The sequence below is a fragment of the Achromobacter sp. ACM02 genome (genome assembly GCF_014851605.1).
GTDB classification, from domain to species: domain Bacteria; phylum Pseudomonadota; class Gammaproteobacteria; order Burkholderiales; family Burkholderiaceae_B; genus Achromobacter; species Achromobacter aegrifaciens.
The window spans coordinates 358,204-385,007 of sequence record NZ_JACUZY010000005.1 but is presented as its reverse complement, the minus strand read 5'-3'; the positions used below and the strand labels follow the sequence as shown (position 1 = coordinate 385,007).

Sequence of the window (26,804 nt, the reverse complement as noted above, 5' to 3'; positions counted from 1 at the left end):
GGTTCCTTATTGCAGTTTCTTGGCCTTCTCGAAGGCCTCGTCGATCGAGCCGACCATGTAGAAGGCCTGTTCCGGCAGCGCATCGCACTCGCCGTTCACGATCATCTTGAAACCACGGATGGTTTCGGCCAGCGGAACGTACTTGCCGGGCGAACCGGTGAACACTTCTGCAACGTGGAACGGCTGCGACAGGAAGCGCTGGATCTTACGGGCGCGGGCCACGGCCTGCTTGTCTTCCGGCGACAGTTCGTCCATGCCCAGAATCGCGATGATGTCGCGCAGTTCCTTGTAGCGCTGCAGCGTTTGCTGCACGCCACGGGCCACGGCGTAGTGCTCTTCGCCCACGACTTGCGGGTCGAGCTGGCGGCTGGACGAATCCAGCGGGTCCACGGCCGGGTAGATACCCAGGGCGGCGATGTCACGCGACAGCACGACGGTGGAGTCCAAGTGCTGGAAGGTCGTGGCAGGCGACGGGTCGGTCAAGTCGTCCGCAGGGACGTACACGGCCTGGATCGAGGTGATCGAGCCGGTCTTGGTCGACGTGATGCGCTCTTGCAGCTTGCCCATTTCTTCGGCCAGCGTGGGCTGGTAGCCCACTGCCGACGGCATACGGCCCAGCAGTGCCGACACTTCGGTACCGGCCAGGGTGTAGCGGTAGATGTTGTCCACGAAGAACAGGATGTCGCGGCCTTCGTCGCGGAACTTCTCGGCCATGGTCAGGCCGGTCAGCGCCACGCGCAGACGGTTGCCCGGGGGTTCGTTCATCTGACCGAACACCATCGCAACCTTGTCCAGAACGTTCGACTCTTCCATTTCGTGGTAGAAGTCGTTGCCTTCGCGGGTACGCTCGCCCACGCCGGCGAACACCGACAAGCCGCTGTGCTGCTTGGCGATGTTGTTGATCAGTTCCATCATGTTGACGGTCTTGCCCACGCCGGCGCCGCCGAACAGGCCGACCTTGCCGCCCTTGGCGAACGGGCAAACCAGGTCAATAACCTTGATGCCGGTTTCCAGCAGTTCCACCGACGGCGACAGCTCGTCGAAACGGGGAGCCGCTTGGTGAATGCCACGCTTTTCGTCGTGCTGGATCGGGCCGGCTTCGTCGATGGGACGACCCAGCACGTCCATGATGCGGCCCAGCGTGCCGGTGCCGACGGGCACCGAGATCGGGGCGCCCGTGCCGGTGACCTTCATGCCGCGGCGCAGGCCGTCGCTGGAGCCCAGCGCAATGGTACGCACCACGCCGTCGCCCAGCTGTTGCTGCACTTCCAGCGTCAGACCCTTTTCGGCGAACGAGGAACCCTCGTCGGCCAGGGTAAGCGCTTCGTAGATCTTGGGCATTTGATCGCGGGGGAACTGAATATCCACCACGGCGCCGATGCACTGAACGATGGTTCCGTTGCTCATGTCGATTCCTTGCTTGATAGCTTTTGACGGGATGCTGCCTGCCTCAAACGGCGGCAGCGCCCCCTACGATTTCCGAAATTTCTTTGGTGATCGCGGCCTGACGGGTCTTGTTGTAGACCAGTTGCAGATCGCCGATGACCTTCTTGGCGTTGTCCGACGCCGCCTTCATGGCGACCATCCGGGCCGACTGCTCCGAAGCCATGTTCTCGGCCACGGCTTGGTACAGCAGGCCTTCAACGTAACGCTGCAGCAGGTCGTCGATCACGCTACGGGCGTCGGGTTCGTAGATGTAATCCCAGCTGTAGTCCGACTTCACTTCCGAGGTCTTGGCCAGGCTATCAGCGCCCGTCTGGTACGGATCATCCAAACCGCTGGCCAGAGGCAGCAGGCGCAAGAACAACGGCTCCTGCTTCATCGTGTTGACGAAGCGGGTCGAGGCCACGTACAGCGCGTCGATGCGGCCTTCCAGGTAGGCGTCCAGCTGCACCTTGATCGCGCCCAGCAGGCGGTCGAGTTGCGGCTTGTCGCCCAGTTGCACTTCCTGGGAAACCAGTTTGGCGCCGATGCGGGTCAGCACGCCCACGCCCTTGTTGCCGAAAGCGGTCGCTTGCACGGCGATGCCGTTCTTCTCGAACTCTTTCAGCTTGCCCAACGTCACGCGGGTGATGTTGGTGTTCAAGCCGCCGCACAGGCCCTTGTCGGTCGTGACCATGATCACGCCGACCGCCTTGACTTCGCGTTCGACCAGGTACGGGTGGCTGTACTCGGGGTTGGCCTGCATCAGGTGCGCAGCAATCTCGCGCACCTTGGTGGCATACGGACGGCCAGCACGCATCCGCTCCTGCGCCTTGCGCATCTTGGATGCGGCGACCATTTCCATCGCCTTGGTGATCTTGCGCGTGTTTTGCACGCTCTTGATCTTGGTTCGGATTTCCTTAATTCCGGGCATTGCGCTTTCCTGTGAAGACTGGCCGATGGGTTCCGCTGGCGCCTCATCCATCCGGGAAGGATGGGTGAGGCGTCGCGGACGCCTAACCCATCACTTTCTTAAAAAGCACCGTGCTTCTTGAATTCCTGGATGGCGGCGGCCAATTCGGCTTCGTCATCCTTGGACAGTTCCTTGGTGTCTTCGATGCGCTGGATCAGGGCCGCATGCTTGGCCTTCAGTTGATCCTTCAGCGACTTCTCGAACGACAGCACTTGGGCCACGTCCACTTCATCCAGGTAGCCGTTGTTGACCGTGTACAGCGTGACGGCCAGTTCCCACACTTGCAGCGGCTGGTATTGCGGCTGCTTGAGCAGTTCCACCACGCGCTTGCCGCGTTCCAGCTGGCGACGGGTCGCGTCGTCCAGGTCGGAAGCGAACTGCGCGAAGGCGGCCAGTTCACGGTACTGCGCCAAGTCGGTACGGATACCGCCGGACAGCTTCTTGACGACCTTGGTCTGAGCAGCGCCACCCACACGCGACACCGAGATACCGGCGTTGATTGCGGGGCGGACACCGGCGTTGAACAGGTCGGTTTCCAGGAAGATCTGGCCGTCGGTGATCGAGATCACGTTGGTCGGAACGAAGGCCGACACGTCGCCTGCCTGGGTTTCGATGATCGGCAGCGCGGTCAGCGAGCCGGTCTTGCCCTTGACGGCGCCGTTGGTGAACTTCTCGACGTACTCTTCGTTCACGCGGGCAGCGCGTTCCAGCAGGCGCGAGTGCAGGTAGAACACGTCGCCCGGGTAGGCTTCACGGCCCGGCGGACGGCGCAGCAGCAGCGACACTTGGCGATAGGCCCAGGCTTGCTTGGTCAGGTCGTCATAAACGATCAGGGCGTCTTCGCCGCGGTCGCGGAAGTATTCGCCCATCGTGCAGCCGGCGTAGGCGGCCAGGTACTGCATGGCGGCCGAGTCGGAGGCCGAAGCGGCCACGACGATGGTGTATTCCATCGCGCCGTGCTCTTCCAGCTTGCGCACCACGTTGTTGATCGTCGAAGCCTTCTGGCCGATAGCGACGTACACGCAGGTGACGCCCTTGCCCTTCTGGCTGATGATCGTGTCGACAGCGACGGCGGTCTTGCCGGTCTGGCGGTCGCCAATGATCAGTTCGCGCTGGCCGCGGCCGATCGGCACCATCGAGTCGATAGCCTTGATGCCGGTTTGCAGCGGCTGCGACACCGAGCGGCGGGCGATAACGCCAGGCGCCACTTTTTCGATGATGTCGGTGGCCTTGGCGTTGACCGGGCCCTTGCCGTCGATCGGCTCGCCCAGCGTGTTGACCACGCGGCCTTTCAGTTCGGGACCGACCGGAACTTCCAGAATGCGGCCGGTCGTCTTGACCTGGTCGCCTTCGGAAACGCCGGTGTAGTCGCCGAGAATAACGGCGCCGACGGAATCACGCTCGAGGTTGAGCGCCAGACCGAAAACGTTGTTGGGGAATTCGAGCATTTCGCCCTGCATCACGTCGGACAAGCCGTGGATGCGGGTAATACCGTCGGTCACGGACACGACGGTGCCCTGAGTACGGACATCAGCCGAAGCGCCCAGGCCCTCGATGCGGCTCTTGAGCAGTTCGCTGATCTCGGAGGGATTGAGTTGCATATTGACTCCTGGAATCCTGTTAGTTGCCTTAAGCGGCGAGCTGATCGCGCATGCGGGCCAATTGGGCTTGTACGGAAGTATCGAGCACCTGGTCACCGACGGCCACGCGCACGCCGCCGATCAGCGACGGATCAACGGTGACGCTGGGCTTGAGCTTGAGGCCGAATTTTTGTTCGAGCGCGCTGACCAGTTCTTTGACCTGGGCATCGCTCATTTCGAACGCGCTGGTAATTTCCGCCTGCGCCGTGCCGTCGTGACGATTCCGCAGCACCGCGAATTGCGCGGCGATGTCGGGCAGCAGCAGCAGCCGGTCGTTTTCGACCAGCAGCTCGATGAAATTGCGGGCGGCTTGAGGCAGTTCGGCCTTTACCAGGCCGGAGAACAGCTCGACGCGCTGCTTGTCGCCCAGACGCGGGTCGGCCATGGCCTCGCGCACGTCGGGGTTGGAGGCGACCTGAGCCAGTTCGCTGACCAGATCGGACCAGGCCGGCAAGCCGGCGCGGTCGTCGCGCGCCGCGCTGAAGAGCGCTTCAGCGTAGGGCCGGGCAACAGTGGAAAGTTCAGCCATGACGGTCCCGGATTAAAGCTGCGCGCGGAGCTGGTTGAGCAGCTCGGCGTGTGCGCGGGCGTCAACCTCGCGCTTGAGGATCTGTTCAGCACCCTTGACGGCCAGCGCAGCGACGTCGTCGCGCAGCAGGTCGCGGGCGCGCTGGACTTCCTGCGCGGCATCCTGGGCAGCCTGCGCCACGATACGGGCGCGTTCGGCTTCCGCTTCACGGCGGGCCTGCTCGATCAGGGAGGCGGCTTGCTTCTCGGCCTCGATGATGCGGGCGTGGTTTTCGGACTTGGCAGAAGCCTCGATCAGACTGACGCGCGCCTGGGCTTGAGCCAAATCGGCTTTGCCCTTCTCGGCGGCGGCCAGGCCGTCGGCGATTTTCTGGCGGCGCTCGTCCATCGCCTTCGTCAGGGGAGGCCACACGAATTTCATCGTGAACCAGCCAAGAACGAAGAACACGAGCATCTGGAAAATGATCGTCGCGTTCAGATTCACGGTCGTTCCTTTAACACCTTGCGGCTCCGACCGCACCCGGAAAGGGGCGTCACGGAGCACTCGATACTTTGCTAGTCGGCGACGGAGCTTGCACCCACATCGCCGCCAGCGTCATGACCCGCCTTTTCGCCGGCGGGCGGTGCCTTAGCCGACGAACGGGTTGGCGAAGGCGAACAGCATGGCGATACCCACGCCGATCAGGAATGCCGCGTCGATCAGGCCAGCCAGCAGGAACATCTTCGTTTGCAGAGCGTTCATCAGTTCAGGCTGACGAGCCGAGGCTTCCAGATACTTGCCGCCCATCAGTGCGATGCCGATGCAAGCGCCGATAGCGCCCAGACCGATGATAAGACCGCAAGCGAGGGCAACGAAAGCGACGTTGGTCATGACAACTCCTTGGTTAGAAATCTGAAGTCAAAAATTGAAAAATAAGGGGTACTGCTCAATGCAAGATAATCTTGCTATCCCATGCTGGCCGGGTGGCCAGCATGGGAAATTCGGGGGATCAGTGGCCTTCGTGAGCCTGGCCGAGGTACACCAGCGTCAGCATCATGAAGATGAAGGCCTGCAGCAGAACGATCAGGATGTGGAAGATCGCCCAGATGGAGCCGGCCAGGATGTGGCCGATGCCCAGGCCGATGCTGGCGCCGTTGAAGCCGGTCCAGGCGCCGCCCAGCAGGGCGATCAGCATGAAAATCAGTTCGCCGGCGAACATGTTGCCGAACAACCGCATGCCCAGCGACACGGACTTGGCGGCGTATTCGATCAGGTTCAGCAGCAGGTTGAACGGGGCCAGCACGATGGCGCCGATGCCGTGCGCGTGGAACGGCGCGGTGAACAGTTCCTTGACGAAGCCGCCCGGGTGCTTGATCTTGATGCCGTAGTAGAACATCAGCAGCAGCACGCCCAGCGACATGCCCATCGGCACGTTCAGGTCGGCGGTCGGCAGAATGCGGTGGTAGTAGAGCGGATCGCCGTGCTCAGCGCCCAGGCCGGTCAGGCGCCAGATGGAGGGCAGCAGGTCGACGGGCAGCAGGTCCAGCGCGTTCATCAGGATGATCCAGAGGAACACGGTGAGCGCCAGCGGGGCAATGAAAAGACGGCTCTTGGCGTTGTGGACGATGCCCTTGGCCTGGTCGTCGACCATGTCGACGATCATTTCCACGAAGGCCTGGAAACGGCCCGGCACGCCACTGGTGGCGCGGCGCGCAGCGCGCCACAGGAAGAAAATGACGATCAGACCCATCAGGCCCGACCAGAACAACGAGTCGTAGTTGATGATGTCGAACTGAGCGATAGCGCTCTGTTTCTCACCCGTATTGTTCAGATGCACCAGGTGGTGCTGAATATACGCGGACTGAGGCGACACGTCGCTGGCAGCAGCCATTTGAATCCTACCCTATTTGCTGTGCCCGGCCCTTGCGAACCGGACGATTCCACGATTTCGTTTGCCGTAAACCTGCTCGGCGCTATGACAACTTGCGGAACATCAAGAGCAGGAGATAGCCCTTCAATGTGAGTATCAGACCGAGCAACGCGGCAGGCCATACGAGGCTATCCTGCGTCACACGCGAAAGCAGCCACAACAGCAGCGCCGTTGCGAACAACTTGATCAACTCACCAGAGAGAAAGGTAAAGGGACTGGCCTTACCGGCCCGTACGCTGACAGCCAGGCGCAATGCGAACAACGCATTGGGAATGAAATACGCTCCCGCCCCCGCCAGCGCCGACCAACCTGCCGCCGCCCCTCCGACAACCCCCGCAATTACTGCTGCTGCGAGCCCCATGGCACCTTGCGCTGCCAATGCCAACAGGAGCCCGCGGCTAGCTTGAGCATTCAGCGCCGCGCGATCCGCGTCACTGAGAACCAGAACTTTATCCGTCATGTCGTGGTCAAACATTGCTTGCTGCTGACCCTGACCGTCAACCGGACCCTGCCGCACTTCATGCTGCATGGAGTTCTGTTGCATCAAACTTCCTCGCTTTGCTTCTTTGCCCCTATCAGAACCGGCGCGTCTCGCTGCCCGTAGCTGCCCCCATAGCCGGCGCCAAGTCGTTGATTTCAAAAGGCTCATCAACACCGTGCCCGCTACTTGTCAGCCGCTACGTGTTCTTATCCCGCAAGCGTCAAACCCGCAGAGTATAGCGTGATTCTTTTTGCCCTAGCAAATGAACTTTCGGCCGTTTGTAAGGCGCAAACAACGCTTGGATCGGCCGAAATTAGGGACGCGAATCACCCCTCGCAGCATGCTGCGCAAACCCTGCTCAATGAACCGCGGCCTCCGTCATGGAGGCCGCGCTTTATACCATCAAACCAGGATCAATCCTCCTTGACCGGCGGCGGCGCCCACAGTCCGTCCAACGCCGTATCCTGCGACGAGTACAGGCGCATGCTGAGCAGGAACGGCGCATCGGCGGCCGGGGTGGCGATCCAGTTCGAGCGCTTGCGCTCGCCGGGATCGCGGCGCTGGATGTAGATGTCCAGCGAACCGTCGGCGTTGTACTTCAGCCCATCGGTGCTGCGCAGTACGTAGCGGTTGGCCGGATTGTCGGCGAAGCCGTGCTTGTCGTCATAGACGTGCAGCGACCAGAAAGCGTTGACTGGCGGCAACTGCCCCTTGTCGAAGTGCAATACATAGTCTTCATCGGAATTCAGCGCGCGGCCCTTGGAGTCGGACACCGTGACTGGGTACAGCACGTCTTCCGGCGTCGGCGCGCCCAGGCCGGCATAGGCGATGGCGGCGCGGCGCGTGTAGTCGGTGCCATAGGTACCGATGCCGGACAGCACGGTGCTCCAGCCGTTCATGGGCGTACCCAGGCGCGACACGCCATCAGCGATGCGCCTGCCGGCCAACGGCTGGGCCTGCGCCAGCGCCTGCTGCACGGCCGGACTCAGGCGGCCATACGAGAACGGCTGGCGACTGTCCAGGCCGATGCGGCGCATGCGGTCCAGAATGGGCGTGTCGTTGGCGTGCGGCGGGTTGTTGCGCATCACGTCGAAGAACAGCGTGAAGAACGAGGCGGCGTCCATGCCGGCCGCCTGTTCGGCCGGCGTGCCGTCGGGCACCGTCACGGGCATAGGCGGCGGCAGGTCGCTGCCGATCGGCGCCGAACCCACGCCGGGCCCCGTTTGCGGATAGGCGCTGCGGGAACCGCGGTTGGCAGCGGGCCTGGCGAGCACAGGCGCGGCCATCGGGCTGGCGGTCATGCCGGCCTGGATCTGATTGACGGCCGCGTAGTCCTGCGGGCCGCCCGCCTGGGTCCAGCCGATCAACCAGCCGGTGGCCGTAGGGCTGTGGATCACGTCCATGCCGGGGGGCACGCTGCCCTGCCAGCCTGGGCCGACGATGGCGAACGACTGAGCGCCGTTGCCGTTGGTGCGCGTGCCGCGCGAGGCGAATACGTCGCTCCACATGTCCAACGCCGACAACACCATATAGCGGTCGCCGGTCGCGGGCAGGTTCACGATCAGCGGGGCGCGCGACACGTCGAACCAGAGGCTGGAATAGAGCGCGTCGGCGCTGGGCCAGGGCACGTCGCCCGCGCGCGGATCGGGGAAGGCGGCCTTGTGGCCGAACTGGTTCACCGGCGCCTTGCCGTCCAGCGGCGTCTGCACGGCGGTGGCCTTGCGGCGGGCCAACTCCATCAGCACCATCGGATAAGCATAGACATAGGCGTCGATGGCGATGTCGCGCAGCTCTTGCTCGCTCATCTGCGCCGCGGGCGCGGAGGCGGCCGGGTACGGCGTCTCGGACACCAGGCGCAAAGTAGGCCGCGGCGATTGCGCCTGGGCGGTGGTGACGAAGCAGGCGCTCAGTGCGCCAGCAAGGACCGCGGCGGACCAGCGGCGGGTAGCGATGGATGTACGCATGCAAGGCTCCTTATTGATTTTGTCTGCAAGCGAGCCGCCGCGCCGGGCTTGCCAGTTCGGGCAAGCCTCTCTGGCGCGGCACCTCGCGGTGACGCTTTTTCAGGATAGGGCCGAACTCTGCAACAAGGTGCTGCCGAACCGTTTCAAGGCGCAACTCTGCTCATGGGCCTGGAAGCGCGCAAAAAAACGCGCCCTGGGAGGGCGCGCGGGGCGGATCCTGGTGCACCCGGACAGGCCGCCCGGGCGTAACAAGGATTAACGGTGTTTGAAGTCCGGTTTGCGCTTCTCGGTGAAGGCGGCCATGCCTTCCTTCTGGTCTTCGGTCGCAAACAGCGAATGGAACACGCGGCGCTCGAACAGCAGGCCTTCGTTGAGCGAGCCTTCGAAGGCGCGGTTGACGCATTCCTTGGCCATCATGACCGACGGCAGGGACATGGAGGCGATGACGGTGGCCGCGTCCATGGCTTCTTCCATGAGCTTGTCGGCCGGAACCACGCGCGACACCAGGCCAGCGCGTTCCGCTTCCTCGGCGCCCATCATGCGGGCGGTCAGCGCCAGGTCCATGGCCTTGGCCTTGCCCACCGCGCGCGGCAGGCGCTGGGTGCCGCCCGCGCCCGGAATCACGCCCAGCTTGATTTCGGGCTGGCCGAACTTGGCGGTGTCGGCGGCGATGATGATGTCGCACATCATGGCCAGTTCGCAGCCGCCGCCCAGGGCGTAGCCGGCCACGGCCGCGATCACGGGTTTACGGATGCGCTTGAGGGTTTCCCAGTTGCGCGTGATGTATTCGCTGCCATACACGTCCATGTAGGACCAGTCTTTCATGGCGCCGATGTCGGCGCCCGCGGCGAAGGCTTTTTCGCTGCCGGTGATGACCACGGCGCCGATATCGGCGTCCGCTTCGAACGCCAGCAGGGCCGCGCCGAGCTCATCCATCAGTTGATCGTTCAAGGCGTTCAGGGCCTTGGGACGGTTCAGCGTCAGCAGGCCGACGCGGCCCCGGGTTTCGACCAGCACAAACGACTCGCTCATTGATGTCTCCGAATAAGTATGAAAGTAAGATATGGCCATGGAAAAAGACTACGCTTTGCCGCTACTTTACCGCCTCGCGCCCCATGATCCGGCCGGACACCGCTACCGGATAACCCTAAGCATCGCCGCGCCCTCCCCCGACGGCCAGCGCCTGTCGCTGCCGGCCTGGATTCCGGGCAGCTACCTGATCCGCGATTTCTCGCGCCAGATCGAATCGCTGACGGCCTATTCGGGCACGCGGCGCGTGCCTGTCGAGAAGATCGACAACCACACTTGGCAGGCCGCGCCCTGCGAGGGTCCGCTGCGGGTGGAGTACGAGGTCTACGCCTGGGACCTGTCGGTGCGCGGCGCGCATCTGGACGAAACCCACGGCTTTTTCAACGGCACCAGCGTGTTCCTGCGCGTGCATGGCCAGGACCATCTGCCCTGCCTGGTGGACCTGGCGCCGCCGCGCTCGATCCAGGGCTGGAAGGTCTACACCAGCCTGCCTGAAGCGCGCGGCCACAAGGGCGCCGCGCGCCGCCACGGTTTCGGGCTGTACCTGGCGCCGGACTATGACGCGCTGATCGACCATCCGGTGGAGATGGGCACGCCACAGGTTTCGAGCTTCGTGGCGCATGGCGCCGAACACGAACTGGTGTTCACGGGCGTTGCACCCAATCTGGACCTGGCACGGATCACGGAAGACGTGCGCAAGATCTGCGAAACGCAGATTGCGTTCTTCGAGCCCCGCAGCAAGCGCGCGCCGTTCCTGGACAGCTCGGACCGCTATGTGTTCATGACCATGGTGACGGGCGACGGCTATGGCGGCCTGGAGCATCGCGCCAGCACCGCGCTGATGACGGCCCGCAAGGATCTGCCGGTGATGGGCCAGCAAGGCCAGGGCGAAGGCTATCGCGGCTTTCTGGGCCTGGTAAGCCATGAGTACTTCCATACCTGGAACGTGAAGCGGATCAAGCCGGAAGCCTTCGTGCCCTACGATCTTTCGCAGCCCGATCTGACGCGTCTGCTGTGGGTATTCGAAGGCTTCACGTCCTATTACGACGATCTGCTGCTGTTGCGCTCGGGCGCGATCACGCAGCCTGACTATCTGCGGCTGCTGGCCAAGACCATCACCAGCGTGGCGCGTACGCCGGGCCGGTTGAAGCAGTCGGTGGCGGAGAGTTCGTTCGATGCCTGGACGCGCTATTACAAGCAGGATGAAAATTCGCCGAACGCGCTGGTCAGCTATTACACCAAGGGCGCGTTGGTGGCACTGGGACTGGATCTGCTGATCCGCCGGGAAACGGGTGGCGCGCACTCGCTGGATGATGTGATGCGCTTGCTTTGGAGCCGCTATGGACGCGATTTCTATCAGGGCAAGCCGCAAGGGTTGCCGGAAGATGGACTGCCGGCGCTGATTCGTGAAGCCACTGGCGTGGATACGCGGCGCTTCATCGCGCGCCATGCCTATGGGACGGCGGATGTGCCGCTGGCGGAACTACTGGAGCCGCAGGGCATCAAGCTGCAATGGAAGACGGCGGCCAATATTCCTTCGCTGGATGTGCGTACGCGCAAGCAGGGGGAATCGCTGGTGCTGGCGACAGTGCTGGAGGGCGGCGCGGGGCATAAGGGCGGGTTGTCCGCCGGGGATGTGCTGGTGGCGGTGGACGGCTTGCGGGTGGATGCGCCGGCGGGGTTGGAACTGTTGCTGGCGCAGTACCGGGTGGGGGATCGGGTGACTGTGCATGTGTTCCGGCGGGATGAGTTGAGGGAGTTCCGGGTGCGGTTGGGTGCGCCGGAGGCTTTGGATTGTGTGTTGACGGGCTGAGTGCTTTCTTTGTTCGTCTTTGGGGGCCGTCTATTTGGGACGGCCCTTTTTGTTTTTTAAGGCCGCCTGGCGCGGCGGCCCGGCCGGTGGCGCGGGGCAACGATTGCGGTCCGGAGCGTTCGCTCCGGACTTCCCCTGCGTCATCCTCGTCCGCCTTCGGCTCCCTACGGATTCCCTTGGGCTTATCGACGCCCCGCGCCACCGGCCGGGCCGCCGCGCCAGGCTGTGCTGTCTGAATCTCGGCGGGCGCTGGGAAGAGTTGCTTGCTTGGGGTTCTCGCCTCGGTCTGGGTGGGTGGCGAGATCTTGCGGGGTTCGCCCCAGGGCGGCCGCGCGGGCGGCCTTCTGGGGCTTATGCGGTGTCTTGCGATTGGTGATGGCGCTGCGCGCAGCAGGGGGCTGGCTTGCTTTGACTGTCTCGCAGCGCATGCGATGGCCGCATGGTCGTCATCATTCGTCTTTCATCTGCGCCGCCGTCTGCAGAAACGTATCCAGCGCGCGTCTCCTGCCTTGCCGGCGCGTGACGGCGTAGACCATGGCGCGGGAGATGTCGGCGGGCAGCGTGCAAACGGCAATGCGGTCGGTTGCATGGCGGCATGTGGAACGCGGCACCAAGGCCACGCCCAGACCCGCGGCGACCAGAGCCAGCTGGGCCGGGACTTCGGCGACTGTTTGAGCGGCGGACAGGGGCAGGCCAGCGCGGGCGCAGGTTTCGGCCAGCGTGCGGGCGAAGGCGGAGGTGTCCTGGCGCAGCATGACGAAGGCCTCGCCGGCGAGGTCGCCGAGCGCCAGCCGCTTGCGGGCGGACAGAGGGTGGCCCTTGGGGAGCACGGCCACGACGGGATCGGGCCATAGGGGCATGGACTGTAGTTCCTCGTCGTCGACGGCGGTGCGGGAGATGCTGACGTCGATGCGGTGGCCGCGCAGCGCGTCCAGTTGCGCGGCGGGGTTCATTTCGTTGAGCAGGACTGAGACCTGGGGGTGGGAGGCCTTGTAGCGGGCGATCAGCGCGGGTACCGGGCCCATGAAGTGCGAGCCGGACAGGCCGACCTCGATGCGGCCGGCCAGGCCCTGGTCCACGGCGCGGGCTCGGACGGTGGCGTCCTTCAGGCTGGCGAGGAGCGCACGCACGTCGTTGAGAAAGGCTTCGCCGGCTTCGGTCAGGGTGACGCGGCGGTTGTTGCGGTCGAACAGCTTGACCTCGAGTTCGCGCTCCAGCTGCGCGATCTGCAGGCTGAGCGGCGGTTGCGAGATGTGCAGGCGCGCGGCGGCCCGGGTGAAGTTCAGCTCTTCGGCCAGCACGGCGAAATAACGGAGTTGGCGGATTTCCATGGCGGCCAGTTATTTGGGAAAGATATCAAACCAGATAAAAACTATATTGGAAAATATCGTTCCCGGCGACCAGAATAAGCCTTGCCGATAGAGCACACGACAAACATCCGGGGACCTGCCATGAGACCAGCGCTCACCGCCGCAGGCACTGCCACCGGCTGACATCCGTATTCCGCATTGCCGGGTTCCCGCGCGCCGCCGCGGGCCGGCCCTCTTACGCCTTTCGAGGAGCATCGCCATGACCGCATCCCCCCGCGCCCTGCGCATCGGCCAGATCGTCCCCAGTTCCAACACCACCATGGAAACGGAAATCCCGGCCATGCTGCGCCTGCGCGAGACCATCGCGCCGGAGCGTTTCACTTTCCATTCCAGCCGCATGCGCATGAAGCAGGTGACGGCGGCGGAACTGGCGTCGATGGACCGGGAGTCGGACCGTTGCGCACAGGAACTGTCCGATGCGCGCGTGGACGTGCTGGGCTATGCCTGCCTGGTGGCGATCATGAGCCAAGGGCTCGGCTATCACCGCGTCTCGCAGGAACGCCTGCACCAGGCCACGGTGGACAACGGCGCGCCGGCGCCGGTGATCTCCAGCGCAGGCGCGCTGGTGGAGGGCCTGCACGCCATCGGCGCGCGCAAGGTGGCTATCCTGACGCCCTACATGAAGCCGCTGACCAAGCTGGTGGTGGACTACATCGAGAACGAAGGCATCGAGGTGCAGGACAGCCTGTCGCTGGAGATTCCCGACAACCTGAAGGTTGGCGCGCAGGATCCGATGGCGCCGGCCAGCCACGTGGAACGCCTGAACACGCGCGGCGTGGATGCGGTGGTGCTGTCCGCCTGCGTGCAGATGCCGTCCCTGGCGTCGATTCAGCCGGTGCAGGACCGCCTGGGTCTGCCGGTGGTGACGGCGGCCGCGGCCACCGTCTATCGCATGCTGAAGGTGCTGGACCTGGAAGCGCGCGTGCCCAACGCGGGCGAGTTGCTGACGGGCAAGTACTGAAGCTGCGCGGCGCGCCCTACTTGCCCAGCGAAAGGATTTCGTTGGCGTTGACGATGGCGCCCGCGATTTCTTCAGTAGTGACGCGCTTGTTCATGGCCTGCTCGCGGATCAGGTCGTAGGCCTGGTCCTCGGTGACGTTGCGCGTGCGCATGAGGATGCTCTTGGCTTCCGCGATGCGGCGCACGCCCAGGAGTTTTCCCTCCAGCTTGCGCAGGCGCCGGGCATGCGACTTGATGTCGTCGTAGACCTGGCGCGCCACCACCAATGAAGACAACAGGCCGAACGAGCGCACGGGCGAAGGCAGCACTGCTTTCGCGCCGATGCGCAGCACGGCCTCGACGATGGTCGGATTCTCGTAGGTGACGATGGCGATGACCATGGGCGCGTCTTCGCTCTTGGCCCATTCGAAGCCCAGGTCGATCACATCTGGCCGCACGGCCAGGAACACCGCGTCCAGCCCTTCGGGCAAAGTGGGCGCCGGAGGCCAGAAGGTCTGCACCTGACAGCCGATCCGTTGCAGCTGCTGCGTCAGTTGGCGGCCGTCGGCGTCGTCGGGATGATAGACGGCGATCCGCAGCGTACGCAGGTCCTTGAGCAGGGATGGCGTCGCGCGCTCCGCGCGCTGGCGGCTGGCGGTATCGCCCATCAGATATCCAGCGAACTCAGGGTGGCCGTCCAGTCGCCCAACGAATGGGTGACCAGGTACGGATCGGGATGCACGGGCCGCGTGGCCTCGCGCACGATGGTGAACTGGCCCTTGCCGTTGACCCGGCCGACGCGCGGATACAGGCAGGTGTGGTGGTTGGTAGGGTCGATGCGCACGCGGCCCTGGGGCGCCTGGAATTCGCTTTGCAGCACGCGCGGCAGGATCTGCGCGATCTCGTCGGTGCCGGTGTCGCGGAAAGCGTTGGCGAAGATGTGCATCTGGAAGTACGCCGCTTCCCAGCAGAGATTGGGCACGCAGTCATGCCCGAAGCGCCGCCGCAATCGTTCCAGGCAGCGCCGGTTGATGTCGGAATCGATGGATTGGAAATACGGCGCGGAAGTGAAGTGGCCGGCGGCGACCTCGGGCTCCATCTGGGAGATCTCCGCTTCGGACGTCGTCAGGCTGGCGATGGGCATGGTCTTCGGATCGAAGCCCGCGTCCGCGTAGGCGCGGTACAGGCAGGCCGTGGAATTGCCCACCACCGTGGAGAAAATGAAGTCCGGACGCTTGTTGCGGATGTCGTCCAGGATCTCCCGGTAGTCGCGTTCCGTCGCGGTCAAAGGCACATAGCGTTCGCCCAGCTTGGCGCTGTCCTGCCGCTGCAGCACGAGTTCGCCCATGATGCGGTTGGACTCGTAGGGATAGATGTAGTCCGAACCGATCAGGTAGACCCGCGCGCCGAAGTTGGCGGTCATGAATTCGGCCAGTTGCACGCTGTTCTGGTTGGGCGCGGCGCCGGTGTAGATGATGTTGTTCGAAAACTCGAACCCTTCGTACAGCGTCGGGTAGAACAGCAGGCGGTTCCATTTCTCGACCACCGGCAGCACGGCCTTGCGGCTGCTGGACATGTAGCAGCCGAATATGACGTTGACGCGGTCTTGCGTGATGAGTCTTTCAGCCAGCACGCTGTAGGTGGCGGGGTCCGATCTCGGGTCGTAGCGCACCGGCACGATCTCGCGGCCGTCGACCCCGCCCGCCTCGTTGATCTCGTCGATGGCCAGCAAGGTGCCATGCAGCTGGGACCGGCCTATGGTCGATGTGGCACCTGTTTCGGAAAACAGCACGCCTACGCGGATAGGATCTTTGTTTGCCATGATCGGGAGGCCCGCTGGCGCGGACATCCATCCTTTGTCGAGTTCATCAGTTTCAGCACAGCCGCAGCCGCCGTCAACACGTGGATTCCTGGGGTGGTCATGGCGCGGTCCTGGCATAGGCGCGAACCAGCGCCTGCGGCAATGCCGCCGGGTTCGTCACGATCCGGTAACCGCGAAAGCCGAACATCGCGCGCAACTGCGGTTCGGCCTGCGCGTCCAACGCGACGCAATGCACGCTGACGCCTCGCCCGCGCAGTTCCAGCACCGCCTCGCGCGCATCGTCCACCAAATAGCGCGGGTCGTGCACATCGACATCGGAGGGTTCGCCGTCGGTGACGACGATGATGGCGCGCCGCTCTCCCGGCGCCTGCAGCGCCAGCGCGCCGGCATGCCGCAGCGCCGCGCCCAGGCGCGTTGAATAACGGGCCTGGGCGCCGCCTATGCGGCCCAACGCCGCCGCGACCGGGGCGCCGGATTCAAGCAGGCGGTAGTAGTACACCGCCGCCCGCGTGTCCGAACAAAAGCCGTGCACGGCGATCAGGTCGCCTTCGCCTGATGTGGCCTGCGCCAGCAGCATCGCCGCCCGCTTCTCCAATTCCAGCACTGTCGCCCCTGCGTCGGACGCCAGGTCGTTGGCCGAGGCCGACAGGTCCAGCAGCACCAGCGTGCTGCTGGCGCAGGGCTGGCTGCCCGGGCGCATGAAGAAGCGGGCGTCGGGCGCCAGGTCCAGGCGCCGGTCGATCAGGACCTCGATCGCGGCGTTCAGGTCGATGTCATCGCCCTCCCATTGGCGCCTCAGACGGCGCGCGCGGCTCAGGCGGCGCGACTGCGGCAGGGCCAGGCGCTGCGCGGGTCCGGCGGGCGCGGGCGGCGGCATGCCGGTCCAACCCGGCAGCTTCTCGATCACGGTGCACCAGTCCGGCCGGCTTCGGTCCAGCTTGTAGTCCCATTCGGGATAACGGTAGCGTCCCAGTTCCGTTTCGCTGGCCGCTCGCGCGGGCTGCTCCTGGCCTTGCGGCGCGGCGTCGCGCCGCTCGGGCGCCACACCCTGCGACCCCAGGGTCAGCTCAGGCGGCGGCTCTGCCGCGTCGCCGTAGTCCCACAGATAGGCGTTGTCGTCGCGGTAGGGCACGGGTACGGCGTACTGCTGTGGATTGAAGCGCACCCGCATCTGGCCCAGGTCATTCGCCAGCACCGACGCCAGGCGACGGAAGGCCGCCGTGTCACGCAGGTCGGCGGCCTGCGCCTCGAATAACGTGCGCGCCTTGTTCACCCAATGGTTGTCGTCGTGCAGCGACGGATCCATCAACAGCCGGCTCATGCGCTGGATCAGGGCCGCGAATCCCAAGTCCGCCGGATCGGGCGGCGGCGGCACGAAGGACAGGAACCAGCGCCGCACGCCGGGATAGTCGGCCGCCAGCAGCCGCTCCACCCGCGCATCCTCTATGGCGGATACCACCGCCACGCCCATGGGCTTGAGGCTCAGTACCGGCTGCGCCGCTGGCGAGTAACGCAGATGGGCGGCCGCATGCGCCACCGCCGCGCGGTACAGCGCCCAGCGGTCGGCGCCGTCCAGCACGGTGTAGCTGTCCGGCACCAGCAGGTGCGAGGGCGCGAGGATGGGGCGCGACGGCGGGCCGTCCAGCGCCGGACGCCGCAAGGCTTCGACCGCCATGCCCCTGCCCGACAGGCCGCACAAGAGCCACGCCAGCCTGGCCTGCGCGGCTTCCAGTTCCGGCGCGCCTGCTTCGCCGTTCAAGGCCTCGCGGGCGTAGGCGTCGCGCAGTTGGAAATATGCGCGCAGAGGACCGGGCTGGCGCTCGTAGCGCCGCAGGCCCGCCAGCATCCAGCGCCCCAGCCCGCCGGCCGTCAACTTCGCCATCAACTGGTCGAACCGCTCTGCCACCGCGGCAGCGCAATCGGGGTCTTCGCCGTGCAGCGCGTCGATCCAGCGCCGCGCTTGAACCGCCTGGTCCTCGCCGCTGCGCGCAGCCAGCCGGCGCAGCTTGTCATCCAGCGTCCCGGCCAGGCCTGCGCCGGCGCCAGCCCCTTCCCCCGCGGACAGGACGGCTCGCATGTTCATTCCAGGTTCGCGTCGACCAGCGCCCGCAGCGCCGCGGCCATGTCGGGGTCGTCGGTCAGCGCGCGCGTCATCGTCATGTCGCAGCTCTCGGCGGGGCTGACGCCGTCGCGGATGAGGATGCCGGCGTAGATCAGCATGCGGGTGGACACGCCCTCGTCCAACCCATGGCGCTTGAGTTCGCGCGAACTGTGCGCGATCCGCACCAGCCGCTGCGCCAAGCCGGTGTCTATGCCGGCCTCGTGCGCCACGATCTCCGCTTCGCGCCCGGGCTCCGGATAGTCGAAATCCAGCGCCACGAAGCGCTGCCGGGTAGAGGGCTTGAGATCCTTGGCGCTGCTTTGGTAGCCGGGGTTGTAGGACACCACCAGTTGGAAGTCGGGATGGGCCCGCACCACCTCGCCCTTCTTGTCCAGGGGCAGGATGCGCCTCGCGTCGGTCAACGGATGGATGACCACCGTAGTGTCCTGGCGCGCTTCGACGATCTCGTCCAGGTAGCAGATGCCGCCATGGCGCACGGCCTGCGTCAGCGGGCCGTCGTGCCATGCGGTGCCGTCAGCGTCCAGCAGGTAGCGGCCCACCAGGTCGGAAGCGGTCATGTCCTCGTTGCACGCCAGCGTGACCAGCGGGCGTCCCAGCTTCCAGGCCATGTACTCCACGAAGCGCGTCTTGCCGCAACCGGTGGGGCCCTTCAGGATCATGGGCAGCCGGTGCGCGTACGCATGTTCGTACAGCGCGGTTTCCCGCCCGGAGGGACGGTAGAAGGGTTCTTGCGCAATCCGGTAGGTTTCGAGCGGAGACGGCACGGTTCATGTCCTCGGGAATCGTCCGTCCGGCGCGGCGGGCCGGACGGACCGGATGGTCGGCAGGCACGCCTAGCGGTGCTTGGCGTCCTCGTTGGGGATGCCGTCCATGGGGCACTCCGGCGTACCCACGGTGGACCGGGTGAAGGATTCGACCATCTTGCGCGTGCCCTCCGGATCATTGATCCAGTTGGCGTAGAAGTTGTACGGGCATGCCGCCACGCCGGTGGCCTCTTCGCCGGAATTGATCTTGCCGGTGTAGCCGCGGTGCACCAGCTTGAACAAGTGGTTCTGCGACTGCATGTTCTTGCGCGCGTCGCGGATCAGGCTGGTGGAGAGCTCGGCGTACTGCACGCCCATGTCTTCTTCACCGCATTCGCCCAGCGTGCGGCCGTCGAAGCCGATGATGGCCGAATGGCCGAAGTAGGAATACACGCCGTCGAAGCCCGCGGCATTGGCCACCGCCACGTAGACGTTGTTCATCCACGCCATGGCCTTGGACACCATGACCTGCTGGTCCTTGGCCGGGTACATATATCCCTGGCAACGCACGATCAGCTCGGCGCCGCGCATGGCGCAATCGCGCCAGATCTCGGGGTAATTGCCGTCGTCGCAGATGATGAGGCTGATCTTCAGTCCCTTGGGGCCTTCCGACACATAGGTGCAATCGCCCGGATACCAGCCTTCGATCGGCACCCAGGGCATGATCTTGCGGTACTTCTGCACGATCTCGCCCTTGTTGTTCATCAGGATGAGGGTGTTGTACGGCGCCTTGTTCGGGTGCTCTTCGTGGCGCTCGCCCGTCAGCGAAAACACGCCCCATACGTTGGCCTTGCGGCAGGCGTCGGCGAACACAGCGGTCTCTTCGCCCGGAATGGCCGAAGCGGTTTCGTACATTTCCTTGGCGTCGTACATGATGCCGTGGGTGGAGTACTCGGGGAAGATGACCAGGTCCATGCCGGGCAGGCCGCGCTTCATGCCCACGACCATGTCGGCGATCTTGCGGGCGTTCTCCATCACCTCCGCGCGGGTATGCAGCCGCGGCATCTTGTAGTTCACGACGGCCACGCCCACGCAATCGTTGCTGCTGGAGATATCTCCGTGTCTCATGACAATGCTCCTCGGTGGTTGACGGTCATACCGTCAGGAAAGATCTGACTTTGTCCTGGTCCAGGCTCTCGCGGCAGGCCTCGTGCACGATGCGGCCCCGGTCTATCACCAGGAAGCGGTCGGCCAGGTCCAGCGCGAAGCTCAGCATCTGTTCCGACACGACGATGGCGAAGCCGCGCTCCTCGCGCAGCGCGTTCAGCACCCGTGCGATGTCCTTGATGATGGAAGGCTGGATGCCTTCGGTGGGCTCGTCCAGGATCAGCACGCGCGGATCGGAAATCAGCGCGCGGGCGATCGCCAGTTGCTGCTGCTGCCCGCCGGACAGGTTGCCGCCCTTGCGCCGGCGCATCTCGTGCAGCACCGGGAAAAAGCGGTACAGGTATTCCGGCACGGCCTTCAGGCCGCTGCGCTCCGCGCCGGTCAGGATGTTCTGCTCCACGGTCAGGAAGGGAAAGATCATCCTGCCTTGCGGCACGAAGGCCAACCCGTTGCGCACGCGCTGGTAGCTCTCCATGCCGGCCAGCTCCACGCCGTCCAGCCGGATGCTGCCCGAGCCCGACCGCAGCATGCCGATCAGCGCCTTGAGCAAGGTTGTCTTGCCCATGCCATTGCGGCCCATGATGGCCACGGATTCCCGGGGCGCAACTTCGAAGCACACATCGTGGACGACGTGCGATTCGCCGTAACTCACGTTCAACCTGTCGATCCGGAACATGGCGCGTCCTCCTCTCAATGGCCCAGGTACACGTCCAGCACACGCGGGTCGGCCTGCACTTCGCCCACCGTGCCTTCGCTCAGCAAACGTCCCTGGTGCAACACCGTGACCTTGTGCGCGATGCGCTTGACGAAATCCATGTCGTGCTCGATGACCACCATCGACTTGCCGCGCGAGATGCGCGCCAGGAGCTCGGCCGTCTGTTCACGTTCGCGCGGACTCATGCCGGCCACGGGTTCATCCAGCAACAGCAGCTGCGGGTTCTGCATCAGCAGCATGCCGATCTCCAGCCATTGCTTCTGTCCATGGCTCAGGCGGCCAGCCTTCTCCGCCAGGCGGTCCTGCAGGAAAACCTGCGCGGCCATGTCCTGGATGCGCTCGCGGATTTCCGCCGTGCGCCGGAACCGCAGCGAGCGGACCACCCCGTGCGCGTTCGGCAGCGAGATCTCGAAGTTCTCCAGCACCGTCAGGTCTTCATAAACCGACGGCGTCTGGAACTTGCGCCCGACGCCGGCCCGCACGATATCGAATTCCGCCATGCGCACCAGATCGCGGCCCTGGAACATCACGCGGCCCGCCGATGGCCGGGTCTTGCCGCAGATGATGTCCAGCAGCGTGGTCTTGCCCGCGCCATTCGGGCCGATGATGACGCGCAGCTCATCCTGCGCCACGCGCAGGCTCAGGCCGTCCACTGCGCGAAAGCCATCGAACGAGACCGTCAGGTCCTCGACGCTCAGGATGGCGCCGGGCGCCGGGCGGTCGCTGCTCATTTCCATGCTGGCGGGCTCCTGCAGGTCCAGGGTGGCACTCATCGCGCGCTCCCCGCGGCGCGGCGCGCCTGAATCTGGCCGAACACGCCGGCCAGGCCGTTGGGCATGACCACGACGACCGCGATGAAGATGGCCCCCAGGAAATACAGCCAGACTTCCGGAAACGTCTCTGACAGGTAGGACTTGAGAAAGCCGATCAGCAAGGCCCCGACCACGGCCCCGGGAATCGACAGCCGGCCGCCGACGGCCGCATAGATCACCATCTCGATCGACGCCACCACGCCAATGGCGCCCGGAGAGATCAGGCCTACCTGCAGGGTGAAGAAGGCGCCGCCGATGGAGGACAGGACCGCCGCCACGCAAAAGATGCAGGCCTTTACGTGCGCGGTGTCGTAACCCGAGAACCGCACGCGATCTTCGCGGTCTCGGATGGCGATCAGGATCTTGCCCAGCCGGCTGCGCACGATGGCCAGCGCCGCCAGCATCGCCACGACCAGTGCGCCGGCTTCGATGAAGTACAGCGCCTGCTTGCCTTCGTCGCCGACGATGTCCCAGCCCAGCAGCGTGCGGAAGTCGGTAATGCCGTTGGCGCCGCCCGTGTCCCCCTGCTGGCCGATGATGAGCACGGTCAGCGTCATCGCCAGGGCCAGGGTCACGATGGCGAAATACACGCCGCTGACCCGCTTGCGGAAGATCGCCAACGAAAACAGGTACGCGGCCAGTCCCGGCAGGACCACGATCAGCAGCAGCGTCAAAGTCAGCGAGTGGAACGGTTGCCACCAGACAGGCAGGCTCTCCACGCTGCTCCACACCATGAAGTCGGGCAGCTCCGGCGCGGACGCCTCCAGCTTCAGGAACATGGCCATCATGTACCCGCCCAACCCAAAGAAAATGCCTTGCCCCAGGCTCAGCACGCCGCTATAGCCCCAGGTCAGCACGATGCCTATCGCCACGAAGGCGAACGCCATGTACTTGCCGACCAGGTTCAGCCGGAACGGATCCAGCGACAGGGGCAGGACGGCCAGGATCAGCGCCGCGACCAGCAGGATCGCGATCTCTTCGGTTTTCCGATGCAGGGTCTTCATCGCATCACCCCCGAGTCTTGTTGGCGAACAGCCCGTTCGGGCGGAAATAGAGGACCAGGATCACCAGGACGAGGATCGTGACCTTGGCCATCGAACCGCTCATCAGGTACTCCAGCGTGGTCTGCGACTGTGCGATCGCAAGGCCGGAGAACGCAGTTCCCAGCAAGCTCTGCACGCCGCCGAACACCACGACGATGAATGAATCCACGATGTAGAGCTGGCCTGTGCCGGGGTTGGTCGATCCGATCATGGTGAAGACGCAGCCCGCGATGCCCGCCAGGCCGGAGCCCAGCGCGAAGGTCAGCGCATCCACGCGCCGCGTGTTGATGCCGACGGCGCCCGCCATCGCGCGATTCTGGGTGACGGCGCGCACGCGCAGTCCCCACGCGCTGCGGTAAAGCAGCAGATACACGCCCACCGCCACCAGCAGCGTCAGGCCCAGGATGAAGATGCGATTCAGCGGGAACTGCAGGTCGGGCGTGGGCTCCCACGCGCCGCTGAGCCAGGAGGCCAGCGGCACGCTGACCTCCTGCGCGCCGAACAGCGAGCGATAGGCCTGCTGCAGGATCAGGCTCAGGCCCCAGGTCGCCAGCAGCGTGTCCAGCGGACGGTTGTAGAACCAGCGGATGAAGCCGCGCTCCAGCCCATAGCCGAATGCGAAGGTGACCAGGAACGCCAACGGAATGGCCGCGAACAGGTAGACGTCCATCCAGCCCGGCGCCCAACGCTGGAACGCCACCGAGACCAGATAGGTGGTGTAGGCGCCCATGGCCATCAGCTCGCCGTGCGCCATGTTGATGACGCCCATCAGGCCGAACACGACGGCCAGGCCGATCGCCATCAGCAGAAGGATGCTGAACAGGCTGATCCCGTTGAATAGCTGCATTGCCGCGATGTCGATATTCATGGTCACGTTCCTGGCTGCGCCGGCGGCAAGGCCGCCGGCCAAGGGCTTGCGCGCATTGGCAAGCGCGGGCTACAGCTTCGGGAAGGGATTGGGCTCGATCAGGTCGGCCGATTCCCAGACGACGTCGAACTGCCCGTCCGGCCTCGCCCGGCCCACCCGCACCTTCTTCCAGACGTGATGGTTGGTCTCGTGCACGCGCACGGTCCCCTCCGGCGCCTGCAACGTCAGCCCGGCGGACGCCGCGATCACCTTGTCGGGATCGAACGAACCGGCCTTCTCCACGCCGAGCTTCCACAGATACACGCTGTTGTAGGCAACCTCCATCGGGTCGCCGATGACCCGGTCCTGGCCGTACTTGGCCTTGAAGGCCTTGACGAATTTTTCGTTGGCCGGATTCTGCAGGCTCTGGAAGTAGCCCATGCAGGCGTAGTAGCCCGCCGCGTTGTCCTTGCCGATGCCTTCGATCTCGTTTTCGGACACCACGGTGGACAGCAGCACGACGCGCGTGCCGTCCAGGCCGGCCGCGCGCAGCTGCTTGTAGAACGCCACATTCGAGCCGCCCACCACGGTGCTGTAGATGCACTCGGGCTTGGCGGCCTTGATCTTGTTGATGATGGAAGAGAACTCGGTGTGGCCCAGCGGCGCGTACTCCTCGCCCACCACCTTGGCATTCATGCGGGCGATGGCCGGCTTGGCGATCTTGTTGCAGGTGCGCGGATAGATGTAGTCGGAGCCGACCAGGAAAAAGGTCTTGCCCTTCTCCCGCGCCATCCACTCCACCGCCGCGATCACGGACTGCGTGGCTTCCTGCGACGGATAGAACACCCGCGCGTCCTGTTCCTGGCCTTCGTAATAGGTGGGGTAGTAGAGCAAGCCTTTGCTGCGCGCGAGCACCGGCAACAGCGCCTTGCGCGAAGCCGAGGTATAGCAGCCCACGATGGCGGCCACCTTGTCGCGGTCGAGCAGCTTGCGCGCCTTCTCGGCAAACACGGCATTCTCGCTCGCGCCGTCTTCTACCACGGGCTCGATCTTGCGCCCCATCACGCCGCCCGAGGCGTTGATCTCTTCGATCGCCAGCTTCTCCGCGTCCACCAGCGACGCCTCGGCGATGGCGATGGTGCCGGACAGCGAATGCAGCAGGCCCAGTTTGACTGTGTCTTGGGCATAGGCCTGGCGGGGCAAGGCTGCCATCCCCGACGCGGCGCTCAGTAGGACCATGGAGCCGCTGTGCTGCAGAAAGCGGCGGCGGTTGTATACGCTCATCGTTGCGCTCCTGTGCGTTTCTGAAGGCAAGCCTCCGGCTGGGGCTTGCACGCAAGCCCTGAACTGCCCGGGATTGGGCAGGCGCCTTTGCCCACCACATCACGACGACTGCCGTCCGCCCGCTGCCTGCCACGTTTCTTCAGGCAAAGCTGCGCCCACGGCGCAGCGAAACGCCATTCGAAGAAAAGCGATGGACAAACGGAAAACGAAAAGGCCCGAGCCGGAAATTCCGGCTCGGGCCTTTTTGCCCTACGCCTGACTGGCAACACTGGCAGTCGGCGAAAATTTGAAGACGAACTTGCGTCTGGAAGGCATTCTGAAGAAGCGTGTGGCGCTATGCCATGCGTATTTTCCCTTAGCGGCTGCGGCTCGCTGCCAAGGCGCGGCGCAAGGCTGGCGCAGCATTCTGCAGGTAGCGCCACAAGCGGTTCGAGACCGGGCCTTGCGCGCGGTCCGTGCGCCGCGCCGCGACCAGTTCTTCGACGCTGCCCGGCAGATGGCGGTTGGCAATCGAGATCAGGCGACCGTCGCGCAGTTCCTCATCGACGAGAAAGCGCGGCATGTGGCCCCAGCCCATGCCTTGCAGGATGATTTCCTTCTTCATCAGCTGGTCCGCCACCGTACACTGGCGCGCGCCTTCCACGGTGAAGTAATCCTGCGGCGGCGTATGCCTGGCGGTGTCGCGCATGACGCATTGCGTGTAGTCGCGCATCAGCGCGGGCTTGATAGCACGCGGCACGGGCTCACGCAGAAAGCCGGGCGCCACCACGGGCACGAAAGGCACCTTGGCCAGGTCGACCCATTCAATGCGGGCATCGTTCTTGTCGACGCGATGCAGGATGAGGTCGGCCTCGCCGTCGTAAAGGCGTTCCAGCGGCCCGGACACGGCCTCGAAGTGCAGGTCCAGGCGCGTGGCCTGGCAGTCGGCGAAAAAGCGGCTCAAGAGACCCAGCACATAAGGGCGCGGACAGAAGTCGCCGATCACGATGCGCAGTTCGGTTTCCTCGCCCATGGCCAGTTGCTCGGCGTGCGCGCGCAAGGCGGTCAGCTCGCGCAGCAGCGATTGCGCACGCGTATGGAAGGACTGCCCCGCAGCCGTCAAGCTCACGCGGTAGCCGCTGCGGTCCAGCAAGGCCAGACCCAGCTGCCGCTCCAGCTTGGCCACGGCGGCGAACACCGCCGGGTGCGAGCGGTGCAGCGTTGCCGCGGCCGCCTGGAAGCCGCCGTCGCGCGCCACCGCGTCGAAGCATTGGAGATCGTGCAGCGTGAATTCGCTCATGTCTATTTTTCCGACAATGATTGTGCGAACTTTGTAATTTTTTCTTTAACGACGCGCAACTACGATTTGCCTTACACCCATCACCCAGAGGCGAATCATCATGCAAGACATCTCCTACTACACCGCCGGCGACGGCGCCCGCATCGCCTACCGCTACGATGGCCGCGCGGACCTGCCCACGCTGGTGCTGGCGAACTCCATCGGCACCACCCTGCACATGTGGGACGCGCAGATTCCCGCGCTGACACGCCACTTCCGCGTGCTGCGCTACGACTACCGCGGCCATGGCGCGTCCACCGTGCCGCAAGGCCCCTACTCTCTGGACCGCCTGGGCCGCGACGTGCTGGAGCTGATGGACGGCCTGGGCGTCGAACATGCGCATTTCCTGGGCTTGTCGCTGGGCGGCATCGTTGGACTATGGCTGGGCCTGCACGCGCCGCAGCGCATCGACCGCCTGGTCCTCAGCAATACCTCGGCCTATCTGGGACCGGCGCCGCAATGGGACGAGCGCATCGCCGCCACGCTACAGGCAGAGAACATGTCGGAAACGGCCGAGACCTTCCTGAAGAACTGGTTTCCCGCGGCCTGGCTGCAGCAGAGCAATCCCGCCGTCGAACCGTTCCGCGCCATGCTGCTGAACACCGACAAGCATGGCCTGGCGGGCGCATTCGCCGCGGTGCGGGACTTCGACCTGCGCCGCACCATGGCGCTGATCCCCAATCCGACGCTGGTCATCGCCGGCCAGCACGACACGGTCACCGCGGCCAGCCACGGCGAGCAGATCGCCGCAACCATCCCCGGCGCCAGGCTGCTGACGCTGCCGGCCGTGCATTTGGCGAACATCGAACTGCCCCAGGCCTTCGAGGCCGCGGTGCTGGAGTTCCTGCTCGAAGGCTGAATA

General features: G+C 64.8%; 26 protein-coding genes. 4 read left to right on the top strand and 22 right to left on the bottom strand.

Going from position 1 to position 26,804, the window contains the following annotated elements:
* Window positions 1-6 precede the first annotated feature (6 nt).
* The 9 genes from atpD to IB258_RS17730 all read right to left on the bottom strand — a co-directional run bounded on the left by atpD (window position 7) and on the right by IB258_RS17730 (window position 8,918).
* Window positions 7-1,407, bottom strand: coding sequence for a F0F1 ATP synthase subunit beta (gene atpD, locus IB258_RS17770; RefSeq protein WP_054455184.1), 1,401 nt, complete (start codon window positions 1,405-1,407; stop codon window positions 7-9).
* A gap of 43 nt (window positions 1,408-1,450) precedes the next feature.
* Window positions 1,451-2,356, bottom strand: a complete 906-nt coding sequence (atpG, locus tag IB258_RS17765) for a F0F1 ATP synthase subunit gamma (RefSeq protein WP_054455186.1) — start codon at window positions 2,354-2,356, stop codon at window positions 1,451-1,453.
* Window positions 2,357-2,454: 98 nt separating this feature from the next.
* Window positions 2,455-3,996, bottom strand: coding sequence for a F0F1 ATP synthase subunit alpha (gene atpA, locus IB258_RS17760; RefSeq protein WP_054455187.1), 1,542 nt, complete (start codon window positions 3,994-3,996; stop codon window positions 2,455-2,457).
* 28 nt (window positions 3,997-4,024) lie between these two features.
* On the bottom strand, window positions 4,025-4,564 hold the full coding sequence (locus tag IB258_RS17755; protein WP_054455189.1) for a F0F1 ATP synthase subunit delta: 540 nt from the start codon (window positions 4,562-4,564) through the stop codon (window positions 4,025-4,027).
* 12 nt (window positions 4,565-4,576) lie between these two features.
* The gene (locus IB258_RS17750; protein ID WP_013391129.1) at window positions 4,577-5,047 is read right to left on the bottom strand and encodes a F0F1 ATP synthase subunit B; all 471 of its coding nucleotides are present in this window, start codon (window positions 5,045-5,047) and stop codon (window positions 4,577-4,579) included.
* A 144-nt stretch (window positions 5,048-5,191) separates the two neighbouring features.
* Window positions 5,192-5,434, bottom strand: coding sequence for a F0F1 ATP synthase subunit C (atpE, locus tag IB258_RS17745; protein WP_003815363.1), 243 nt, complete (start codon window positions 5,432-5,434; stop codon window positions 5,192-5,194).
* A gap of 118 nt (window positions 5,435-5,552) precedes the next feature.
* Entirely contained in the window at window positions 5,553-6,434 is an 882-nt protein-coding gene (atpB, locus tag IB258_RS17740) for a F0F1 ATP synthase subunit A (protein ID WP_054455191.1), read from the bottom strand.
* An 82-nt stretch (window positions 6,435-6,516) separates the two neighbouring features.
* Complete coding sequence (locus tag IB258_RS17735) at window positions 6,517-6,933, bottom strand: ATP synthase subunit I (RefSeq protein ID WP_367648175.1); 417 nt, start codon at window positions 6,931-6,933, stop codon at window positions 6,517-6,519.
* A gap of 434 nt (window positions 6,934-7,367) precedes the next feature.
* A complete protein-coding gene (locus tag IB258_RS17730) occupies window positions 7,368-8,918 on the bottom strand; it encodes a DUF1254 domain-containing protein (protein WP_192352964.1) in 1,551 nt (516 codons plus the stop codon).
* Here IB258_RS17730 and IB258_RS17725 point away from each other — a divergent pair.
* Window positions 8,917-9,177 carry a hypothetical protein gene (locus IB258_RS17725; RefSeq protein WP_192352963.1) on the top strand — a complete coding sequence of 87 codons (261 nt, stop codon included), beginning with the start codon at window positions 8,917-8,919 and terminating at the stop codon, window positions 9,175-9,177. The genes IB258_RS17730 and IB258_RS17725 overlap by 2 nt on opposite strands.
* On the opposite strand, the gene IB258_RS17720 is transcribed toward IB258_RS17725, so the two are convergent.
* Window positions 9,174-9,950, bottom strand: a complete 777-nt coding sequence (locus IB258_RS17720) for an enoyl-CoA hydratase (protein WP_054455195.1) — start codon at window positions 9,948-9,950, stop codon at window positions 9,174-9,176. The genes IB258_RS17725 and IB258_RS17720 overlap by 4 nt on opposite strands.
* Window positions 9,951-9,981: 31 nt before the next feature.
* Between IB258_RS17720 and IB258_RS17715 the strand changes: the two genes are divergently transcribed.
* Complete coding sequence (locus tag IB258_RS17715) at window positions 9,982-11,760, top strand: M61 family metallopeptidase (RefSeq protein ID WP_370539839.1); 1,779 nt, start codon at window positions 9,982-9,984, stop codon at window positions 11,758-11,760.
* 449 nt (window positions 11,761-12,209) lie between these two features.
* Here the strand turns inward: IB258_RS17715 and IB258_RS17710 are convergent, their stop codons facing one another.
* A complete protein-coding gene (locus IB258_RS17710; RefSeq protein ID WP_054455200.1) occupies window positions 12,210-13,091 on the bottom strand; it encodes a LysR substrate-binding domain-containing protein in 882 nt (293 codons plus the stop codon).
* A 238-nt stretch (window positions 13,092-13,329) separates the two neighbouring features.
* Between IB258_RS17710 and IB258_RS17705 the strand changes: the two genes are divergently transcribed.
* The gene (locus IB258_RS17705) at window positions 13,330-14,091 is read left to right on the top strand and encodes an aspartate/glutamate racemase family protein (RefSeq protein ID WP_054455202.1); all 762 of its coding nucleotides are present in this window, start codon (window positions 13,330-13,332) and stop codon (window positions 14,089-14,091) included.
* A gap of 16 nt (window positions 14,092-14,107) precedes the next feature.
* Here the strand turns inward: IB258_RS17705 and IB258_RS17700 are convergent, their stop codons facing one another.
* The 11 genes from IB258_RS17700 to IB258_RS17650 all read right to left on the bottom strand — a co-directional run bounded on the left by IB258_RS17700 (window position 14,108) and on the right by IB258_RS17650 (window position 25,903).
* A complete protein-coding gene (locus IB258_RS17700) occupies window positions 14,108-14,737 on the bottom strand; it encodes an ANTAR domain-containing response regulator (protein WP_054455204.1) in 630 nt (209 codons plus the stop codon).
* Window positions 14,737-15,891, bottom strand: coding sequence for a transporter substrate-binding domain-containing protein (locus tag IB258_RS17695; protein WP_054455892.1), 1,155 nt, complete (start codon window positions 15,889-15,891; stop codon window positions 14,737-14,739). Before IB258_RS17695 ends, IB258_RS17700 begins: the two co-directional genes overlap by 1 nt.
* A 97-nt stretch (window positions 15,892-15,988) precedes the next feature.
* On the bottom strand, window positions 15,989-17,968 hold the full coding sequence (locus IB258_RS17690; RefSeq protein ID WP_225590430.1) for a nitric oxide reductase activation protein NorD: 1,980 nt from the start codon (window positions 17,966-17,968) through the stop codon (window positions 15,989-15,991).
* A 2-nt stretch (window positions 17,969-17,970) separates the two neighbouring features.
* On the bottom strand, window positions 17,971-18,777 hold the full coding sequence (locus tag IB258_RS17685) for a CbbQ/NirQ/NorQ/GpvN family protein (protein ID WP_054455209.1): 807 nt from the start codon (window positions 18,775-18,777) through the stop codon (window positions 17,971-17,973).
* Between the two features lie 69 nt (window positions 18,778-18,846).
* Window positions 18,847-19,884, bottom strand: coding sequence for an aliphatic amidase (locus tag IB258_RS17680; RefSeq protein ID WP_054455211.1), 1,038 nt, complete (start codon window positions 19,882-19,884; stop codon window positions 18,847-18,849).
* Between the two features lie 25 nt (window positions 19,885-19,909).
* Window positions 19,910-20,599, bottom strand: coding sequence for an urea ABC transporter ATP-binding subunit UrtE (urtE, locus tag IB258_RS17675; protein ID WP_125473289.1), 690 nt, complete (start codon window positions 20,597-20,599; stop codon window positions 19,910-19,912).
* 14 nt (window positions 20,600-20,613) lie between these two features.
* Window positions 20,614-21,375 (bottom strand): urea ABC transporter ATP-binding protein UrtD, encoded by a 762-nt coding sequence (gene urtD / locus IB258_RS17670; protein ID WP_082401110.1) that lies wholly within the window; start codon window positions 21,373-21,375, stop codon window positions 20,614-20,616.
* Between the two features lie 32 nt (window positions 21,376-21,407).
* Window positions 21,408-22,454, bottom strand: coding sequence for an urea ABC transporter permease subunit UrtC (urtC, locus tag IB258_RS17665; RefSeq protein ID WP_175180407.1), 1,047 nt, complete (start codon window positions 22,452-22,454; stop codon window positions 21,408-21,410).
* Between the two features lie 4 nt (window positions 22,455-22,458).
* Complete coding sequence (urtB, locus tag IB258_RS17660) at window positions 22,459-23,361, bottom strand: urea ABC transporter permease subunit UrtB (RefSeq protein ID WP_225590429.1); 903 nt, start codon at window positions 23,359-23,361, stop codon at window positions 22,459-22,461.
* 69 nt (window positions 23,362-23,430) lie between these two features.
* Window positions 23,431-24,624, bottom strand: a complete 1,194-nt coding sequence (gene urtA / locus IB258_RS17655) for an urea ABC transporter substrate-binding protein (protein WP_175180406.1) — start codon at window positions 24,622-24,624, stop codon at window positions 23,431-23,433.
* A 355-nt stretch (window positions 24,625-24,979) separates the two neighbouring features.
* Entirely contained in the window at window positions 24,980-25,903 is a 924-nt protein-coding gene (locus tag IB258_RS17650; RefSeq protein WP_192352962.1) for a LysR family transcriptional regulator, read from the bottom strand.
* Between the two features lie 100 nt (window positions 25,904-26,003).
* On the opposite strand from IB258_RS17650, the gene pcaD reads away from it, so the two are divergent.
* Window positions 26,004-26,801: a 3-oxoadipate enol-lactonase gene (gene pcaD / locus IB258_RS17645; RefSeq protein WP_119451203.1), complete on the top strand. Its 798-nt coding sequence runs from the start codon at window positions 26,004-26,006 to the stop codon at window positions 26,799-26,801.
* Window positions 26,802-26,804: the final 3 nt, after the last annotated feature.

Bases quoted from the DNA above. Each gene is read 5' to 3' on its own strand.
- IB258_RS17705 (WP_054455202.1), top strand. From the start codon at position 13,330: ATGACCGCATCCCCCCGCGCCCTGCGCATCGGCCAGATCGTCCCCAGT.
- IB258_RS17690 (WP_225590430.1), bottom strand. From the start codon at position 17,968: ATGCGAGCCGTCCTGTCCGCGGGGGAAGGGGCTGGCGCCGGCGCAGGC.
- atpD (WP_054455184.1), bottom strand. From the start codon at position 1,407: ATGAGCAACGGAACCATCGTTCAGTGCATCGGCGCCGTGGTGGATATT.
- IB258_RS17650 (WP_192352962.1), bottom strand. From the start codon at position 25,903: ATGAGCGAATTCACGCTGCACGATCTCCAATGCTTCGACGCGGTGGCG.
- urtB (WP_225590429.1), bottom strand. From the start codon at position 23,361: ATGAATATCGACATCGCGGCAATGCAGCTATTCAACGGGATCAGCCTG.
- IB258_RS17720 (WP_054455195.1), bottom strand. From the start codon at position 9,950: ATGAGCGAGTCGTTTGTGCTGGTCGAAACCCGGGGCCGCGTCGGCCTG.
- IB258_RS17755 (WP_054455189.1), bottom strand. From the start codon at position 4,564: ATGGCTGAACTTTCCACTGTTGCCCGGCCCTACGCTGAAGCGCTCTTC.
- IB258_RS17715 (WP_370539839.1), top strand. From the start codon at position 9,982: ATGGCCATGGAAAAAGACTACGCTTTGCCGCTACTTTACCGCCTCGCG.
- atpE (WP_003815363.1), bottom strand. From the start codon at position 5,434: ATGACCAACGTCGCTTTCGTTGCCCTCGCTTGCGGTCTTATCATCGGT.
- atpA (WP_054455187.1), bottom strand. From the start codon at position 3,996: ATGCAACTCAATCCCTCCGAGATCAGCGAACTGCTCAAGAGCCGCATC.
- atpG (WP_054455186.1), bottom strand. From the start codon at position 2,356: ATGCCCGGAATTAAGGAAATCCGAACCAAGATCAAGAGCGTGCAAAAC.
- urtC (WP_175180407.1), bottom strand. From the start codon at position 22,454: ATGAAGACCCTGCATCGGAAAACCGAAGAGATCGCGATCCTGCTGGTC.
- urtD (WP_082401110.1), bottom strand. From the start codon at position 21,375: ATGGAAATGAGCAGCGACCGCCCGGCGCCCGGCGCCATCCTGAGCGTC.
- IB258_RS17695 (WP_054455892.1), bottom strand. From the start codon at position 15,891: ATGGCAAACAAAGATCCTATCCGCGTAGGCGTGCTGTTTTCCGAAACA.
- atpB (WP_054455191.1), bottom strand. From the start codon at position 6,434: ATGGCTGCTGCCAGCGACGTGTCGCCTCAGTCCGCGTATATTCAGCAC.
- pcaD (WP_119451203.1), top strand. From the start codon at position 26,004: ATGCAAGACATCTCCTACTACACCGCCGGCGACGGCGCCCGCATCGCC.
- IB258_RS17735 (WP_367648175.1), bottom strand. From the start codon at position 6,933: ATGACGGATAAAGTTCTGGTTCTCAGTGACGCGGATCGCGCGGCGCTG.
- IB258_RS17700 (WP_054455204.1), bottom strand. From the start codon at position 14,737: ATGGGCGATACCGCCAGCCGCCAGCGCGCGGAGCGCGCGACGCCATCC.
- IB258_RS17710 (WP_054455200.1), bottom strand. From the start codon at position 13,091: ATGGAAATCCGCCAACTCCGTTATTTCGCCGTGCTGGCCGAAGAGCTG.
- urtE (WP_125473289.1), bottom strand. From the start codon at position 20,599: ATGTTCCGGATCGACAGGTTGAACGTGAGTTACGGCGAATCGCACGTC.
- urtA (WP_175180406.1), bottom strand. From the start codon at position 24,624: ATGAGCGTATACAACCGCCGCCGCTTTCTGCAGCACAGCGGCTCCATG.
- IB258_RS17725 (WP_192352963.1), top strand. From the start codon at position 8,917: ATGCAAGGCTCCTTATTGATTTTGTCTGCAAGCGAGCCGCCGCGCCGG.
- IB258_RS17730 (WP_192352964.1), bottom strand. From the start codon at position 8,918: ATGCGTACATCCATCGCTACCCGCCGCTGGTCCGCCGCGGTCCTTGCT.
- IB258_RS17680 (WP_054455211.1), bottom strand. From the start codon at position 19,884: ATGAGACACGGAGATATCTCCAGCAGCAACGATTGCGTGGGCGTGGCC.